Here is a 16,289-nt window from a genome sequence, read left to right as displayed (position 1 = left end):
TGCGCTAGCAAAACAGATTTCTAATTGACAGGTAAACAATTTCGTAATAAAAACAATTGGGTTTTAGGAAGTATTGCCAAGAGTGAAACGAGGCCATTTTGTCCAGAGGGGAGGTGTCGGTCTAGCACGCCGTTCGTATGATGCTATCCAATAATAGCTTCGCGTTGTCTAGGTGAGGGGGAAGTCTATTTTGAGGATTTCAATTGTTTTATTTGTGATCCTGTTGGTGGTGCCTTCCGCCGCACATGCCTATGTTGATCCAGGCACCGGAGGAATGATCTATCAGATCATCATCTTATTGGGGGCTGCCGTGAGCGGTGTCATCACCATCTTCCGCAAAAAAATAATGGCTTTTTTCCGCTCAAGAGGTAAACGATGAAACCGGGGAGTGATCTCCCTGCCACCCCCAACATAGTGCTCGACCCAAATTCCTACGTTGATCCGATGGCCAGGGTGTTCTCCCAGCAGGATGAGATTTTAAGGGCCTTTTTCCCTCATTGTTCTGATTTTTATCGCACAATTCTTTACGATCCCACCGTGCTTGCACTGATGGACCAAGGCAAAATAGTGCGCACGCACGAGAAGGCGGAGATTACGCTGCCGGGGTTTGACTTGGTGGTTAGTCACCAGCGCATAAGCCGAAAAAATTATTCCTACGAGTGGCCTTTTTCCATGTTGCGGGAGGCTGCCCTAGTTACCTTGGACATCGCCATACAGTTGATTGAAAAAAAAATTACTCTCCAGGATGCGGCCTCTTTTAACGTTTTTTTTAAGGATACTCACCCCGTTTTTATAGATTTCAGCTCCCTTGTTACCGATGACGAACAATATTTATGGGCTGCTTACCAGCAATTTTGTCATCATTTCCTTTTTCCCCTCTATATTCATGCTGCTGGTAAATCTTCCTTGGTCCTCAGCCTGCTCAAGGACAACTTAGATGGCATCAACGCCAGGCAAACTTCCCAAGCCCTTGGGTTGTCGCATAAGCTAGTTCTAAGGGATTACTTTTCCCGTTTGGCCATACCGGAGTTTTTTGCCGGGAAGCTGGGGCGTGCACAGGACCGTTCGTACATGTCCACAACCTCGGGCAAAATCATGAATTTTGTAAATACTACCAAGGCCAAATTGAGGTTCTTTACATCCCTTCGACGAACGGTAGAGAAAATAAAAGGGCCGCGCATGCGGCGAGAATGGGTGGACTATTACAACCAGACCGATGAAGGGCAATTGCAGCGTAAGCAAGAGGCGGTCTCGCGGGTTTTGGACCATCTTCAGTATTCCACGGTAGTGGACGTGGGCTGTAATTTAGGCAACTTCGCCTGTCTTGCTGCCCAAAAAGGTGTCAAAGTGACCGCCCTTGATGCCGACCCCGACTGTATTGAACGTCTTTTCATCAAAGCACGTCAAAAAAACTTGACCATTCTTCCGCTGGTGGCGGATCTCACCAACCCGAGCCCTATGCTTGGCTGGCGCAACTTGGAGTATGACACCTTGCCCCACCGCATAAAGGCTGATGCCGTCCTAGCTCTGGCCCTGATGCATCATCTGATTTTCAGTAGTGGTTGGAATTTCGACCGAACCTTGGGCGCGCTGAAGGAGTTTCAAAACGAGGCTTTGTTAGTCGAATATGTCGACATTAATGACCCCATGACCAAGCGGTTACCGCGTCGACCTGGGGTAGATTACGGCTGGTATGACCTTGAAAATTTCAAAGAAGCTTTGGGGCGGCACTTCCGGAAGGTAGACCAAGTTAAGAGACTCAGTGATACGCGGGTTCTGTTCCTGGGACAAGAACCCCTCGATTGATCCCACTTACATCATGACATTGTAGGTAGATCTCTCGTTCTGGTTGAGTTCAATGTCAAGGTTGGGGTATTTTGAAAATTAACCGTTTTTTGGATTTTCCCTTTCATCCTGTTCTGCTAGCCATTGCGCCTGTCCTTTTTTTATATATCCAAAACAGGCTTATAATCCCACTGGCGGCGCTTACAAGACCGGCCATCATTATAGTAGCTTTGGCTCTGATCCTGATGGGTATAGTTTATGCTCTCGGAAAAAACTTAAGGAGGAACTTTCTAATCCTTTCTGCTTTTTTATTCAGTTTTTTTTCATTGGGTTTCGCAATCGATGTATTGCTGTTTGTTACTAGTAAATCAGATTTTCAAGTAATCCCATATAAGCTGCTGTGCATTTGGTCTGGGTTATTTTTTGCATGTCTTCTCCCCGTTATTTTGTTTCGCCGCAGTTATTTGACGCTTACAAGATTATACAATGGATTCGCAACCTACATAGTTGTAGCCCAATTGGTTACAATTGCGGTAAGCTGTCTTTATACCGTGGATTCGAAAATCGCGGTTAAGCCAGTAACAATGAGACCAACTGTTGATGCAAAAGGGCCTGATCCGCCCAAGTCCACCTTGCCTCATATTTATTATATTATTTTGGACGGTTACGCTAGGAAAGATGTTCTGGAGAATATTTACAAGTTCGACAATCAACCATTTTTAGATCGACTTAAATCTATGGGTTTTTTTGTTGCCGAAAAATCAAAGGCAAATTACTGTCAAACTATCTTATCTCTTGCCAGTTCCCTGAACTTTTGTTATTTGGACGAGGTTGCATCGGCGGTTAGAACGAAATCATATGATCGGCGGCCACTAATATCAATGATTCAAAAAAGCCGCCTCGTAAGTTTTCTGAAAAAAAAAGGATATGAATTTGTAGCCTTATCATGCTGGTATTCTCCCACGAATATAAGAGGAGCAGACAAGTCCGTGGGGGGATTTACGTATTTTGATGATTTGGTGTTGCGATCCACCCCACTTGAATACTTTTTGGCATGGTTAAAATTTACACACTATAAAATGACCCTTTATCAAAGCTCCATACTCGGAGCTCTTGATCGGCTTCACATCCCTGCTGGTTATAATCGGCCCACTTTTGTTTTCGCCCACATTACGATTCCACACCCACCATTCATATTCGTTCCTAGGGGGAAAAAATCGGATTGCCCAAGTATTTCAATAGCAGACGGGAGCCATAGAATAAAAGGAAGCGAACAGCGCAGACAAATTTACATAAAAGAATACAGGGAGCAACTACAATATGTGAACCTTAGGATAATTAAAATATTGGATCACATAAAGGCAACGAGCACTAGACCTCTGATGATCGTATTGCAGGGCGACCATGGCCCGGGTTCGACTCTGAACTGGGACCAAATAGAAAAAACTTATTTTTTAGAACGTCTGGGTATTTTAAATGCATTTCATTTCCCGGATGGCCACACAAATGGTGTGTATGACACCATAAGCCCCGTCAATACTTTCAGACTAATTTTAAACAAGCTGTTTGCGACCTCGTTGCCTATCTTGGAAGATGTTAGCTTTATGTCCAATTGGCTTAACCCCTATCTTTTCGTACGAGACACGCATGGCACAGCCACCGCTGACCTAAACGGTTTTACTCCAAGAGTTATGCTTGCTCACACAAAACTTGGCGAACCCAAAAAAGAGGGCTCTCCCTTGGATGCAGAAGGCAACTTAAAGATCATGGCAGTTGGAGTTGAGATCGTGTTTGAAAAATTATTACGAGGAAAATTACTGAAAATTAGTCTAGACGGAAACGATGATTACCGACTAGAATTCTTGCTTGGAAAAGAGTCGATTGGAGTAGTAAAGATCAAAGGGAAATCGAAAAATAGTGGCCTGCGAAACTATGTGGTCAACGTGCCGGAACTTGTCACGGTCCGGGGTTTTGATGGATTAAAAATATATCCTTCAGGTGGTGATTTAGAGTACGCGGTTGGATACATTAAAAGCACGGGAGCGCGGCATATGCCTCCATACATCAAACGCGGTGTAACTCAACCTCCAGGATGATTTTGAATCTTGCGCCCTTTCATGTGGGGTCTGCCTTAAACTGGTTCCCCCTCGGATGATCTGCCACGATCACTATACCAGTGATAGGTTTAGACAATGCTATATTGAGGGCGCCACGAATTGACCTGCCCCTCCTAAAGTAGCCAGGATTCTAAGTTAGGATTTTGGGCCTAGAGAGGGAGGGCGACAACAGCCAGAAACCACAATTCGGCCAAGCAGATCATCGGCAAGTTTCTTGAGGCGCGTCTCCCATTGGTTACAGGTTAGGAGATGGACAACTTTACGCATTTTAAAAATATACTTGTGCATACACAAGTTAACTTTAGGAAGACGCTCTCATTTAACAATATCGGCTACAAGTTTAACCCTGGCTCCCTCAGTGAGATTTAACCTAAGATTTGCTACCTGAATATCGCCTGTACACCAAGGCAATGCATCTTGTTTAGCACTACTTGAATTCCTGTCCCGAAACTGAGTGCGTAGCTTGCACGACCTACATTACTTTCCACCTAAATACGAACAGGAATTTGGACCGGGGGCATCCCTAACCAAGGCCCTATAACCGCGATGGGCCAAAATACTAGCCCTTGCCTTAGTACTAGGGTTGGGTGAAGGTCACTGTCACGCAACAAATTGTCCTTGATGGACATAATTTTTGCATGTCGGGAAAATTGTACAAAGATAAGCATTAGTGCGAGTTGCCTCGTACTATCACAGGGCTCCAATCAGCTAGAATGATCGTAAGGGGAACCGCCAATCAATTTACTCCAATTCACAATTGGAGAAGCGCTATTCCCATGGCAATATGGTTGTTGATGATGTTTAGACCCCGAAAGGAGCAAACCATATGAATGAAGATAGCAAGCGCCCCATTGCCGGTGGGGGAACCTCGATCCGGGATTGGTGGCCCAACCAGTTGAACCTCAAAATTTTGCACCAGAACTCTTCCCTGAGCGATCCCATGGGGGAGGATTTCAACTATGCCGAAGAATTCAAGAAGCTCAATCTGAAGGCGGTGAAAAAGGACCTCTATGCCCTGATGACCGATTCGCAGGACTGGTGGCCGGCCGATTACGGTCATTATGGGGGTCTGTTCATCCGCATGGCCTGGCACAGCGCGGGCACCTACCGCACCGGCGACGGCCGCGGAGGCGGCGGGGCCGGCGCTCAGCGCTTCGCGCCCCTCAACAGCTGGCCGGACAACGTGAACCTGGACAAGGCGCGCCGGCTGCTTTGGCCGATAAAACAAAAATACGGCAAGAAGATTTCCTGGGCCGACCTTTTTATCCTGGCGGGCAACTGCGCGCTTGAATCCATGGGCTTCAAGACCTTCGGCTTCGGCGGTGGGCGCGAGGATATCTGGGAGCCGGAAGAGGACGTTTACTGGGGCTCCGAAGAGGAGTGGCTGGCTACCAGCGACAAGCCCAAAAGCCGCTACAGCGGCAAACGGGACCTGGAAAACCCCCTGGCCGCGGTGCAGATGGGCCTGATCTACGTGAACCCCGAAGGCCCGGACGGCAAACCCGATCCGGTGGCGTCGGGCCGCGACGTGCGCGAGACCTTCGCGCGCATGGCCATGAACGACGAGGAGACCGTAGCGCTGGTGGCCGGCGGGCACACCTTCGGCAAATGCCATGGGGCGGGTGACCCGTCGCACGTGGGCCCCGAGCCCGAGGCGGCCCCCATAGAACAACAGGGGCTCGGTTGGAAGAGCAGTTTCCGCAGCGGCAAGGGCGGAGACGCCATCGGCAGCGGCATCGAGGGAGCCTGGAAACCCAACCCGACCACCTTCGACATGGGTTATCTGAAGGTCCTGTTCAAGTACGATTGGGAACTGGTGAAAAGCCCGGCCGGCGCCAACCAGTGGCTGGCCAAGAACGTGGACGAAGAGGACATGGTGGTCGATGCCTTCAATCCATCCAAAAAGCACCGCCCCATGATGACCACGGCGGACCTCTCCCTGAAGTTCGACCGCATCTATAAACCCATCGCGCAGCACTACCTGGAGAAGCCCGCGGAATTCGCGGATGCTTTCGCCAGGGCCTGGTTCAAGCTGACCCACCGCGACATGGGCCCCCTTTCGCGTTACCTGGGCCCGGAGGTGCCGGAGGAGCAGCTTATTTGGCAAGACCCGGTGCCTGCGGTGGATCATAAGCTGATCAGTTCCAGGGATATCGCCAAGCTCAAAGAAAAACTCCTTGACTCGGGCCTCTCCATCCAGCAGTTGGTCTCCACCGCCTGGGCCTCGGCTTCCTCGTTCCGTGGCTCCGACAAGCGCGGCGGCGCCAACGGGGCGCGTATCCGCCTGGCCCCGCAAAAGGATTGGAAAGTCAATGAGCCGGCCAAGCTGAAGAAGGCGCTCAAAGTTCTGAAGGGAATCCAAGAGGAATTCAACGGCGCGCAGACCGGCAACAAGAAGATTTCGTTGGCCGACCTGATCGTCTTGGGCGGGTGCGCGGCGGTGGAGCAGGCCGCCAAGGACGCCGGTCACAAAGTGAAGGTCCCCTTCACGCCGGGGCGCACCGATGCCTCGCAGGCGCAGACCGACGTGGCGGCATTCGGGGTGTTAGAGCCCAAGGCGGATGGCTTCCGCAACTACCTGAAGGCCAAATACGCCGTGTCGGCGGAGGAGTTGTTGGTCGACCGCGCGCAACTTCTCACCCTCACCGCCCCGGAGATGACCGTTCTCATCGGAGGCATGCGCGCCCTGAACGCTAACTTCGGCAAATCAAAACACGGCGTGTTTACCAAGCGGCCGGGAACGCTCACTAACGACTTCTTCGTGAACCTGTTGGACATGGGCAACGAGTGGAGGCCCACCTCCAAAGACTCCGACGTGTTCGAGATCTGCGACCGCAAGACCGGCAAGGTAAAATGGACCGCCACCCGGGTGGACCTCATCTTCGGCTCCAATTCCCAACTGCGGGCGGTGGCTGAAGTCTACGGATGCAAGGACGGGGAGAAAAAGTTCGTACAGGACTTTGTGGCCGCCTGGGACAAGGTTATGAACCTCGACCGTTTCGACCTGGCCTGATCGGGCCATGAACGTATTTGAGGGCGTCTAAGGCGCCTTCAGTTTCCACGTGAGCGCGGCGTTTCGGTACCATCCGAAACGCCGCGCTTTCTATTGAAACTTTTAATTGCTTCCTTTGACACAAATTACATTACCCCACTTAAGCCTGCCGGCTACACCTTGAACTCAGCAAGATACTTAGTTTTTGAATATAGGAAATGCAAGCAACCCTGCAGGCGCCCTTTTTAGCCTTTATCGATATCAACCACTTTGCGCTTTGCCGGCGCCTTCATGGCACCATCAATTAGGCTGGCCACCTGATCGGCGGCTTGCTTCACGGGATCCTGGGGCAGGTGGGCGTAACGCTGGGTTGTGGCAGCCTGGGTGTGGTTCAGCAGGGCCCCGATAACCCGCAGGGAAAGCCCGGCCGCAGCCCCTACGCTGGCATGGGTGTGACGAAGGTCATGAAGACGAACGCCCTTGAGGTCGGCTTTCTCCCGCACCATTTGCCAAGGCTTGTTAAGGTCGTGGAGTGGGCGGCCGAATATTTTGCCCGGGAATACATGGGGATTGCCAGCAGTTCTCGGAATGTTGTCCAGGAGCTCCAGAGCGGGCGCTCCAAGGGCCGTGATCTTCTGGCCGGTCTTGGAATCCGGGAAAAAGATTACGCCACGTTCGAAGTCAATCCAACTCCATTGTAAGCTGAGTACTTCGCTCCTACGCATGCCAGATAAAGCTAACAGCCTCAGGGCGGCGGCGGCGGTAGGGGAAATCAGCTGGTTCTCTTCGGCCTCGTTCAGGACCTGGCCCAGGCGGGCCAACTCATCCTGGCTGAGATAGCGCTCCCGCTTGCGTTCCTTGAAGCGCTCCACGTGGCGGCAAGGGTTTTCGTTTGGGTATAGGCCCCACCGGATAGCCAGGGTCATCATCTTGGAGAACACGGCCAGGGTGCGGTTAGCCTGGATGGGGGTCTCCTGGCCTATCTTATGGTGCAGCGCAGCAACGTCTGCCCTGGTGATAGTTTTAATCTGGCGTGTGCCGAGAGTTGGCAGGATGAAGCGCCCTAGCAACCGCTCGTCACGGAAAGTGCTGGCAGGCTTTTTCTTCACCTTGGCGTGTTCTTCAAGGTATCGTTGGGCCAGCTCCTTGATGGTTACAGCCTGACGACCCAACTTCTTTTCTTCCGCGGGGTCACCACCCTGGTCAACTGCCGACAACTTCTCCCTAGCAACTTTGCGGGCCTGAACCAAGGTCATGAGCCCATAGCGCCCAATGGTAAGACGGCGGCTTCGGCCCTGGGCCCGGTATTGGATTATGAAACTCTTGTAGCCGGTATCCTTCATCACACGCAGCCCGAAACCCTGGACTTCGCTATCCCACAACACCACGTCTTTTTTTCCAGGCCTGATGCTGTCAATACGCCGTTTGGTGAGCTTCGCCAAAAATCCCTCCAGAGTCTCATGTTATCCGCGTAAGCACTGCGTAAGCAGCAGGGAGAGTTTCTAAGGGAATTTTAGCGTAAAGTGGCGTAGCGTATCAAGGCTAATTTATGCATAATTACGGAGAATAACGTTTTTGTGGGTATGCGGAGAGTATCTAGACATTGAGACTGAAAATCCCCGTGTCGGCGGTTCAACTCCGTCCCTCGGCACCAGCAAAATCAAGAGGTTAGCCTAATCGGGCTGGCCTCTTTTTTTGTGGTTGTGCCCGTGACTGTGCCCGTGGGCAGGTAGGCTTGAAGTTTGGCGGCGGCTTGCTTGAGGTCTTCGGCGGATACGATGTTGTAGCGGTCAAACACTGAGCGGGTCTTGTGGCCGCTTATCATCATGGCTACCCGTTCAGGGACCCCGGCTCTCGTCATGTTGCGTACAGCCGTACGTCTGAGGTCATGGAAGATAGCCCCGTGAAGTGTGGCGGTGGCGCAAGCGGTATTCCATGCCTTGTCAAACCGCCCTACCTTTTTGCCCTCCCGATGGAAGACGTAAGGGCATCCAAGGTGGCGCTTAACAAACTGATTCCTCAAGACCGCCTTGAGTTCATCATCCAAGTAGACCGTACGGGCTTGATTGTTTTTGGTTTCACCTGCCTCAAGCCTCACGATTCCTTGCACCATGTCGACACGATCCCAGGTAAGCCCCGTTATCTCCCCCAAGCGCCACCCGGTTTTGTAGCCAAAGGTCACTAGGCCCTGAAGGTGTTCAGGCAAGGCATTACGCAGGGCTAGGAACTGGTCATGCTCCAAGAAGCCCTTGCGGGTGTTGTTCTCCTTGAGCATGGGGATATGGGGAACCTGGGGGACCTTGGGCGGGGTGCATTGGCTGGCTAAGTTGAAGGCCCGTTTCAGGGCCGCTAGTTCCCGGTTGATGGTGGCGTTTGCGGCCCCAGCTTCCATTCGTTGGGCAATGTACTCTCTCACTAGGGCGGTTGTTATGTTGGTGACTCTGTAGCCACCGAAGAATGGCTCCAGGTGAAGCTTGACGATCCTCTCGGCCTTGTTAAGGGTGCTTTTGCCGTTGATACGGTAGTCGTTCAAATAGTCTGTGGCTAGCTCATCAAACCGCACTTTGTCGTAGTAGACGCCGGGAAGCTTGCCCTCGGATATTTCGCCCTCACGCTTCTTCAACAACCTTTTGGCATCTGATTCTTTAGTGCTGCGGGTTGATTCACGGTAGGGTTTTCCGTTGCGGTAATACTTGATCCAGTAGATATTGCCTCTCTGATAGATCATACCCATTCTCTACCTCCTTGCTGTTAAACTAGAATTGGCTACGGTCATTTTAAAATAGACCGATAGCCACCGCCCCCGGGACAGCACTACCCCCCGCTGCCCGGGGGCATCTTTTTGCCATAGGAAAACCCGAGTCCTTGCTCGGCCCCTGGCGAAGGCCGCCCCGGCGTCGCCGCTCGGGGGAACTCGGGTCTAGTTTCGTTGTATTGGCCATAACGGAGCCACCCGCGCCAAGGTTCAGCATATATTATTAAGTTAATAACCTATTAACCTATTGTCAAGTGATAGTTATTGATTTTTTCGGCATAAGGGTGGTATTTGGAATAATGCCGAGCAAAAAGCCCATAACTAGCTTTGTGATGGATGAAGACTTGTGGGAGGAAGTCGAGGATTTCCGTTATTCAAACAGAATACCTTCACGCGCCGAAGCGCTGAGAATATTAATTGAGACAGGCTTAAAGCATTTCAAGGCTGCGAATACCACCGCACCAAAAGCAAAGCAGTAAAACTAAGTAATTCAAAGGAGCGCCTTTGCGTCTCTGTAGTTCCTTGACGGTGGCGTAGGCCAGGGTCAGTCGAATGGCCTGCGCCTCATTCCGGTTGATAACACTCCCCGCGCAAGCCTGAACCCACTCTAGGATGGCCGCTTACCCATAAGCCTAAGGGGGTGTGCTAAAATGTCTGCGCCAGACGGGGGAGGGGGAAACCATGAAAAAAATAGCCTTGGCCATTCTGCTTGCCCTGTGCCTGGCACAACCGGCGTGGGCTGGTTCGGAAGAAGGTTGGGCAGCTTTTATGAAAGGCGATTACGCAACAGCCATAAAAATTTTTCTGTCTTTGGCTGAACAGGGAGATGCACAAAATCAGAACACTATGGGGGTTATGTATTTCTTTGGCAAAGGCGTACCCCAAGATTACAAGAAGGCAATTTTTTGGTATCGAAAGGCCGCCGAGCAGGGCTTTGTTGAGTCCCAAGCCAGCCTTGGCGAGATGTATGAAAATGGCCAAGGAATACCTCAGAACTATAAAAAGGCAGCCTACTGGTACAACAAAGCGGCAGAGCAGGGGAACGTTGGGGCTCAATACAACCTAGGGTATTTATATGCCAACGGCGAGGGGGTTCCGCAAAACTACATCAAAGCACATATGTGGTTTAACCTGGCTGCCGCTCAGGGAATAGAACTTGCTCAAAAAGGGCGGGACATGATCGCTGCTAAAATGACCCCCCAACAAATAGCCGAAGCCCAGCGCCTTGCCAGCGAGTGGAAACCATCAAAATAACCATTTTAGCCACCATATCGCCTGCCCTTTAACCCATAACTTGTTCGGAAGGTTAATCATGTTTAAACAACTCATACTTGCCGGGTTGCTGGCAGGAACCGTTATTATCCCAAGTACCCAGCCGGGGGACGTACTCACAATGCCCAACGGGGACGTTATCGTTGATACCGGTGGCTCTATCGTCACCAAAGATGGCTCGATAGCCAGAACCCCCAACCCCATCGACCAACAAAATCAGCAAGACTTAGAACAACTTATCCAAAAACTGAAAGACAAAAACGACCAGTAACCTAAGCCTCTCTAGTCGGAATCATCGCCCACGGCCTGGGGGAGGTATCTTTTTGTGTGTTGAGCGGAAGGACCGTCACCGCCAAACGGGTCCCATCTGATCCGGTACTCCCCACCCCCAAAGCAATAGACCAGAAAAAACTATATGTACCGTTTTGTCCCACCTTTAATGATTTGGCGTGCGCGGCAGCACAACACCTATATATTACGATTTATTACATGGAGGTTATCTCTCGTATAAGATAACCTTAAATTATTACTCTATTTAATTGTCAGAGAGCGAAAGTCCTAGCCAACCATCTGTTGGCCGTCTTCATGCGATTCTGGAGCGTCAACCCCCTCGCCATTGGGCGATCTGAACAGGTTTTGCACCTGACCCTGGCCCCGTTTTCGGGGGTTCCTGCCTAAACGGTAGGGGTGTAGCAGGCAGTCCGGACCAAAAAGCATCTTGCCGATACATTTCTTGACTTCTTCCAGCCCTCCCACACATTCCAAACAAAAGCCCTTGATAGCTGAGAGGGGACGCTGTCCTTTGCGTTTCTTGCCGCTCCGATCCGTCCAGAGGGGGCAGTTTTGGGAAGGACAATCGTTAATCGCCTGATAGCTGCCGCCCATGCATTCGACACAATTCTGTCTGATGCTCTTCAAGGGGGTGGTCATGGCTGAGAAACCTGATTTTTTACAATTACGTTCGCCGAGGGGTCCCCATGACCCCGCCCCCCTCGTATATATGCGGGGGTCCCCCTACCCATGTTCGCCGTGCTCCGGGATCAGCTTGGGTTCCTGCACGGGTAGGGCTTCCGGTTCTTCCCAGCAGATAACCAGCTTGCCAGTGGGGGGAGCATCCTGGCCCATGCCTTCCATGCGCTGATACCAGAGCTTCATGGCTGATACGTCACCCTCAACGGCCTTGTCGTACAAGGCACGATCAACCTTCACGGAGTAGCGGGCTATCTGGGAGCGGCGAAGGTTCAAGGCTTCGGCCTCTAGCTGATCCAGTTCAGCCCCGGTGAAGTGCTGGTAAAGCATCCCCTGGGATATGCCCAGCACCTTAGTAGCCAGGTCTTGCCTAGTCGGCCATTCGTTGTCGGGATTAGTTAGATATTCCAAAATGTTCTCTTCGTGTGCCTGCTTGGCTGGCTTGCTCATTTCTTTTCCTTTTTGCTTGGGGTTTGCTCATCATCTAGGCGATCAACCATCTTCGGGTTGACAGCGCCCGAAGAAAATGAGTAGGATTCATTCAGGCGGATAGCGCGCATGATCATCCTCCTTGTTAGGGGTGTCTCGACCGTGTTGGTTGGGGCACCCCGCTTTTTGTTCCTTCTTGGCTCAAGCAGAGTTATGTGATAGCCTCCGGCTTGCTTGCCCAGCCGGAGATGCGCCAATTGCCTAAGCCAGAAGTTCAGATTCCTCTGCCCTACGTTTGCCGCCATAACCCTTGTGTGCGCTTTCTGAATAAGCAAAGTTGCGATGCCTTTAAGCAAAGGCTTTTGGCTAAAGAAAAATACAGATTTGAGCTTCAGGCTTGCAGGGAGTGCAAGGGGCCTCTGCCGATTAAGGAGTAAGCTCAAGCGATCCGCTCCTTGTTCGCCTTGATAAAGGCTTCAATGTCTTGAACGTCGATGTATTGCTTTCGGCCATTGGAGAACCTCACCACCGGGATATCCCCATTCCAGACCCGTTCCCGCATGGCCCAGGTGGTCAGGCCAAGGTAATCTGCCGCCTGTTTCAGCGTTAAAAGCCTTTGGTTCATTCGATTACTAATCCCCTTTGCCGCTCTTTTCTCAACAATCCCAGTACGTTTCATTGCGCTGTGACCGTTTTGTGCCTGTAATTCATCAACTTTGTGCCGGGAAAAGCGTCTAGCACATACCCGATTGCCCGCCCTATCTCAGGTGGTAGATCGCTCACCAGGATCAAGGGCCAGCCTTTGCGCTTCTTCAAAACAATAAGAGTTGTGAAGGAAAGACGTTCAGCTTGCAGTAGAGGGAAGCCTCTGGCCTCGAAGTGGTCCAGTAGGCGGGTGTAGACACGCTGGGTCTGGACAGGCCAGCCAATGACCTCTTGGCTTTCCTCTTTGGTCAAGGCTGGGATGGTACCCGTACAGGCGGCTGTCCCAGGCGCTTTTAGGGGTTGGGACAGCGTGTCCCGTGCCCCGTCCCGCGCTTGTCCCATTTTGGTTTGGTATAATACGTGTAATGCCAATGACTTGAGGTCTGCCGTCCCACTTGCTGTCTCAGGGCTTGTCCCACTTTCGCCCCCCTTGTCCCACTGTCCCACTTTATAGAGAGTGGGACGGTGGGACACATAGGACGTTTGGCAATCCGTGTTCATCATTCCCCCTCCAGTTTCTTAGTAAGTCGATAGACGGTTGAGCGTGGGATGCCTGTTTCCTCGGCGATCTCCCTAATGGTCATCCCAAGGTTTTTCATCCCAGTAACCTGCTCAAGCCGAAGGTCTTTGAGATCCTTAACCGCCCATCCCAGACCACCGGTAGGTAAGTCGGTGATAGCGACCTCAAAAGGGTCGGCTTGTTGACCGGTCAATCCACGGGCTTTGGTCAGGTTGACTACGAATCGAGCACCATCACTGGTTTGGTAGTCAGAAGGGCGGGTAAGGCTTATAACGGTGTCGAGAATATCTTCCCTGGCCGATGTTCCCCTTTGCTGTCCCCCCTTACCGGCATGGTGAACAAGCAACACAGACCGGCCCGCTCGACGCTGAACCAGTAACCAGCTCTGAACTGGTAGCCACGACTCGGCTTCGTTCTCCCTGCCTACCCTGGCAAGCGTAGCGATGTTGTCCACGACAATCAGGTCAACTTCATCTAACAAAGGTTCAAGCAGTTCGCGGCCTTCGGGCTTCGCCAGGTTGGGCATGATGCCATCGGGCACTAGGTCGGGGGTCACGATTTTAAAAAAACCAGGCGGGGCTTGCTGACTGGCTCCAGCTACGATCTGGGCCAAGCGTTCTTTCATGACCCTTGCTGACATTTCGCCGTCCAAGTACAGGACAGGCTTGGGGCTGGGGCTTTGCCATTTGAATACTTCCCCACCGCTTGCCACGGCGTATGCAATGCTCAGTGCGGCGTAAGTCTTCCCCGTGCCTGTTGGGGCAAACAGCATTGCTAGCACTGGCTTGGGGAAGATCGGGTCTAGAAGGTGGCCCCTCTCGGGCAACCCAAGGCATAGTAAATCTTCCAAGGCGACAGCAGAGAAGGTTGTTAAGTAGTGCCCAACGGTCTGATCTTGCTTGTCTGGTTCAATGGTGGGGTCATGAAGTGAAGGCGTGGAATCATTATCGGCTATCGGCGTGTTGTTTTCTTCGGGGTTGCTTGCTTCGGCAAGGCTTACATTCATTCAAACAATCTCCTGTATATAAACAAAACCAAATCAACCTTTCGTTAAACGCATCATTACGTAAAAAGGCCGCCCAGAAAAGGGGCGACCTTTTGCAACACCTTGGTCGTGCAAATATATTTATTTTTAGTGCATTTTATTTTGCAAGACCTAGGTCATGCAAGTGTGGTTCTACTTTTTCAAAGGCCACTCACCACATTCCTGTAGAGCGCGCCTTACTCTGTCGTAACTAACGCCACCCTTTATCAGGTTGGCGATTTCGGTGCTATCACTAGCCATTACTTCAAGCCTATTCTTAATTTTCTTATGTACAGCAGTTCCCGGTGGTTTTCGTTCTTCGGGGTCTAGTTCACGCAAAAAAACGTGTGCTATCCATTTGTCCAACTCGTTGCCCTTGTCTGTTCTGACCTTTACACCACGAATCCCTGCATCAGCTCGCTCATTCACCCCGTTAAACGTTGCGAGCATATGTCCAGCCAAAAGTGCCACTTTGCTGGTGACTAGATACATTGCATTATTAAGTTCAGGCGGTGCGGTTGATGCCATTAATAAATGATAATAAATCAGCGAAGACAAATATTGTATAACGTCGTTTGGCTCATACCCTCCATTTGGGAATTTTGTGTCTAGTAATGTTAAAAATATCTTGATTTGGGTGTAGTTGTCTAGAAAGAAAAATTTAAGAACACGATCTACTTTCCATCTTGATACGATCATATCTGGCATGTTATTTATTAATTTTTTTCGCTCATCGCTGTTCACCTTCTTAAATTTCTTGTAATATTCAAGCATATTATTTTGGGCTGTCTTTAGATGCTCCTTGTTTACATTTTCCCCGAAATCTTTGTAAGATCGATCGATGACGGCTTGGGTTTCACTGATCGGTCTAGTTGCATGGGCTATTTGCATGGACTGAACACACAACTCAACTGACAAATCTAATAAAAAATTAACTCTAGAACGATCAATGGCTGCATAGTCGCCGCGATCATGTAATAGCTCAGGAATCCTTTCCTTGGGTATTACATTGGTGTGTTTTTCAATTTCCGCACCGAACCGTTCCTCGGCGCTGGTTATCTCCAAGGCTTCAACTAGATAATTAACAACGTCTTTGTCCACCATGGGTTCCCCCGACTGTGCCCGAAACTGTGCCCACCGCTACACAAAAAGCCTGGCTCACCCTACCATTTCCCAACCCATTGAGCCAAGCTTAGTCTGTGTGATGTTAGCTAGTTACCCGAAATCACTTACTCCTTGCTGATTACACGGTTTCGACTGAAAATCCCCGTGTCGGCGGTTCAACTCCGTCCCTCGGCACCAACAAAATCAAGAGGTTAGCCTAATCGGGCTAGCCTCTTTTTTTGTGAGAAGACGGGCTTGTGCCACCGCTGTGCCACATTTTTTGGTGAAATAAAATGAAAGTTGGTGGAGTTGAACGTCGTTGCTGAACGCTTGGTAGCACTAAACCCAGAGCAGTTTTTCGATGAGTAGTTCAATGGCGCAGCTCAGCGAATCCCACCTGGCCAACTCCCCCACCACCTTGTCGGCGGTGATCCGGGTGCGCTCGGCCCTGGCGTGCATGGCCGCCTGGATGGATGCCGCGATATCAGGTTTTATAAGGTTTTCGGCCCCGATGACCGCTGCGGTCTTTTCGTAGCATCCGGCCCGGATCGCCGCTTGGGTGGCCAGGACGTGCACTTGGAAGCTGTTACAGGCAGGGCAGTTCATTTGTTTATACC

At 51.0% G+C, this 16,289-nt stretch carries 14 protein-coding genes; 6 read left to right on the top strand and 8 right to left on the bottom strand.

Going from position 1 to position 16,289, the window contains the following annotated elements; genetic code table 11:
* Positions 1-190 precede the first annotated feature (190 nt).
* The 4 genes from AACH32_RS15265 (at position 191) to katG (ending at position 6,915) form a co-directional block, all read left to right on the top strand.
* Positions 191-379 carry a hypothetical protein gene (locus AACH32_RS15265; protein WP_338601297.1) on the top strand — a complete coding sequence of 63 codons (189 nt, stop codon included), beginning with the start codon at positions 191-193 and terminating at the stop codon, positions 377-379.
* On the top strand, positions 376-1,806 hold the full coding sequence (locus AACH32_RS15260) for a class I SAM-dependent methyltransferase (RefSeq protein WP_338601295.1): 1,431 nt from the start codon (positions 376-378) through the stop codon (positions 1,804-1,806). Before AACH32_RS15265 ends, AACH32_RS15260 begins: the two co-directional genes overlap by 4 nt.
* 71 nt (positions 1,807-1,877) lie before the next feature.
* Positions 1,878-3,881: a sulfatase-like hydrolase/transferase gene (locus AACH32_RS15255; RefSeq protein ID WP_338601291.1), complete on the top strand. Its 2,004-nt coding sequence runs from the start codon at positions 1,878-1,880 to the stop codon at positions 3,879-3,881.
* A gap of 847 nt (positions 3,882-4,728) precedes the next feature.
* Positions 4,729-6,915 carry a catalase/peroxidase HPI gene (gene katG, locus AACH32_RS15250; RefSeq protein ID WP_338601289.1) on the top strand — a complete coding sequence of 729 codons (2,187 nt, stop codon included), beginning with the start codon at positions 4,729-4,731 and terminating at the stop codon, positions 6,913-6,915.
* 224 nt (positions 6,916-7,139) lie between these two features.
* Here the strand turns inward: katG and AACH32_RS15245 are convergent, their stop codons facing one another.
* Positions 7,140-8,336: a tyrosine-type recombinase/integrase gene (locus AACH32_RS15245; protein WP_338601286.1), complete on the bottom strand. Its 1,197-nt coding sequence runs from the start codon at positions 8,334-8,336 to the stop codon at positions 7,140-7,142.
* Between the two features lie 218 nt (positions 8,337-8,554).
* Positions 8,555-9,628: a tyrosine-type recombinase/integrase gene (locus AACH32_RS15240; RefSeq protein WP_338601283.1), complete on the bottom strand. Its 1,074-nt coding sequence runs from the start codon at positions 9,626-9,628 to the stop codon at positions 8,555-8,557.
* A 702-nt stretch (positions 9,629-10,330) separates the two neighbouring features.
* Between AACH32_RS15240 and AACH32_RS15235 the strand changes: the two genes are divergently transcribed.
* Positions 10,331-10,903, top strand: coding sequence for a tetratricopeptide repeat protein (locus tag AACH32_RS15235; protein ID WP_338601278.1), 573 nt, complete (start codon positions 10,331-10,333; stop codon positions 10,901-10,903).
* Between the two features lie 58 nt (positions 10,904-10,961).
* Positions 10,962-11,192 (top strand): hypothetical protein, encoded by a 231-nt coding sequence (locus AACH32_RS15230; RefSeq protein ID WP_338601275.1) that lies wholly within the window; start codon positions 10,962-10,964, stop codon positions 11,190-11,192.
* Positions 11,193-11,935: 743 nt separating this feature from the next.
* Here AACH32_RS15230 and AACH32_RS15225 read toward each other — a convergent pair.
* The 6 genes from AACH32_RS15225 to AACH32_RS15200 all read right to left on the bottom strand — a co-directional run bounded on the left by AACH32_RS15225 (position 11,936) and on the right by AACH32_RS15200 (position 16,278).
* On the bottom strand, positions 11,936-12,340 hold the full coding sequence (locus tag AACH32_RS15225; RefSeq protein WP_338601273.1) for a hypothetical protein: 405 nt from the start codon (positions 12,338-12,340) through the stop codon (positions 11,936-11,938).
* Positions 12,337-12,762, bottom strand: coding sequence for a hypothetical protein (locus tag AACH32_RS15220; protein WP_338601270.1), 426 nt, complete (start codon positions 12,760-12,762; stop codon positions 12,337-12,339). Before AACH32_RS15220 ends, AACH32_RS15225 begins: the two co-directional genes overlap by 4 nt.
* Positions 12,759-12,944, bottom strand: a complete 186-nt coding sequence (locus tag AACH32_RS15215) for a helix-turn-helix domain-containing protein (RefSeq protein ID WP_338601267.1) — start codon at positions 12,942-12,944, stop codon at positions 12,759-12,761. The genes AACH32_RS15220 and AACH32_RS15215 overlap by 4 nt, the downstream gene beginning before the upstream one ends.
* Before the next feature lie 580 nt (positions 12,945-13,524).
* Positions 13,525-14,550: an AAA family ATPase gene (locus tag AACH32_RS15210; RefSeq protein WP_338601264.1), complete on the bottom strand. Its 1,026-nt coding sequence runs from the start codon at positions 14,548-14,550 to the stop codon at positions 13,525-13,527.
* A gap of 171 nt (positions 14,551-14,721) precedes the next feature.
* Positions 14,722-15,672, bottom strand: a complete 951-nt coding sequence (locus tag AACH32_RS15205; RefSeq protein WP_338601262.1) for a hypothetical protein — start codon at positions 15,670-15,672, stop codon at positions 14,722-14,724.
* A gap of 339 nt (positions 15,673-16,011) precedes the next feature.
* A complete protein-coding gene (locus AACH32_RS15200) occupies positions 16,012-16,278 on the bottom strand; it encodes a terminase small subunit (RefSeq protein ID WP_338601260.1) in 267 nt (88 codons plus the stop codon).
* Between the last annotated feature and the right edge of the window lie 11 nt (positions 16,279-16,289).

Origin of the sequence: Desulfoferula mesophila, from assembly GCF_037076455.1 — a bacterium.
GTDB classification, from domain to species: domain Bacteria; phylum Desulfobacterota; class Desulfarculia; order Desulfarculales; family Desulfarculaceae; genus Desulfoferula; species Desulfoferula mesophila.
This window is presented reverse-complemented; position numbering and strand designations above follow the sequence as displayed.

What these genes read in the sequence shown, in the direction of transcription:
- AACH32_RS15235 (WP_338601278.1), top strand. Translation starts at nt 10,331, where the DNA reads ATGAAAAAAATAGCCTTGGCCATTCTGCTTGCCCTGTGCCTGGCACAA.
- AACH32_RS15225 (WP_338601273.1), bottom strand. Translation starts at nt 12,340, where the DNA reads ATGAGCAAGCCAGCCAAGCAGGCACACGAAGAGAACATTTTGGAATAT.
- AACH32_RS15210 (WP_338601264.1), bottom strand. Translation starts at nt 14,550, where the DNA reads ATGAATGTAAGCCTTGCCGAAGCAAGCAACCCCGAAGAAAACAACACG.
- AACH32_RS15215 (WP_338601267.1), bottom strand. Translation starts at nt 12,944, where the DNA reads ATGAACCAAAGGCTTTTAACGCTGAAACAGGCGGCAGATTACCTTGGC.
- AACH32_RS15260 (WP_338601295.1), top strand. Translation starts at nt 376, where the DNA reads ATGAAACCGGGGAGTGATCTCCCTGCCACCCCCAACATAGTGCTCGAC.
- AACH32_RS15240 (WP_338601283.1), bottom strand. Translation starts at nt 9,628, where the DNA reads ATGGGTATGATCTATCAGAGAGGCAATATCTACTGGATCAAGTATTAC.
- AACH32_RS15200 (WP_338601260.1), bottom strand. Translation starts at nt 16,278, where the DNA reads ATGAACTGCCCTGCCTGTAACAGCTTCCAAGTGCACGTCCTGGCCACC.
- AACH32_RS15230 (WP_338601275.1), top strand. Translation starts at nt 10,962, where the DNA reads ATGTTTAAACAACTCATACTTGCCGGGTTGCTGGCAGGAACCGTTATT.
- katG (WP_338601289.1), top strand. Translation starts at nt 4,729, where the DNA reads ATGAATGAAGATAGCAAGCGCCCCATTGCCGGTGGGGGAACCTCGATC.
- AACH32_RS15205 (WP_338601262.1), bottom strand. Translation starts at nt 15,672, where the DNA reads ATGGTGGACAAAGACGTTGTTAATTATCTAGTTGAAGCCTTGGAGATA.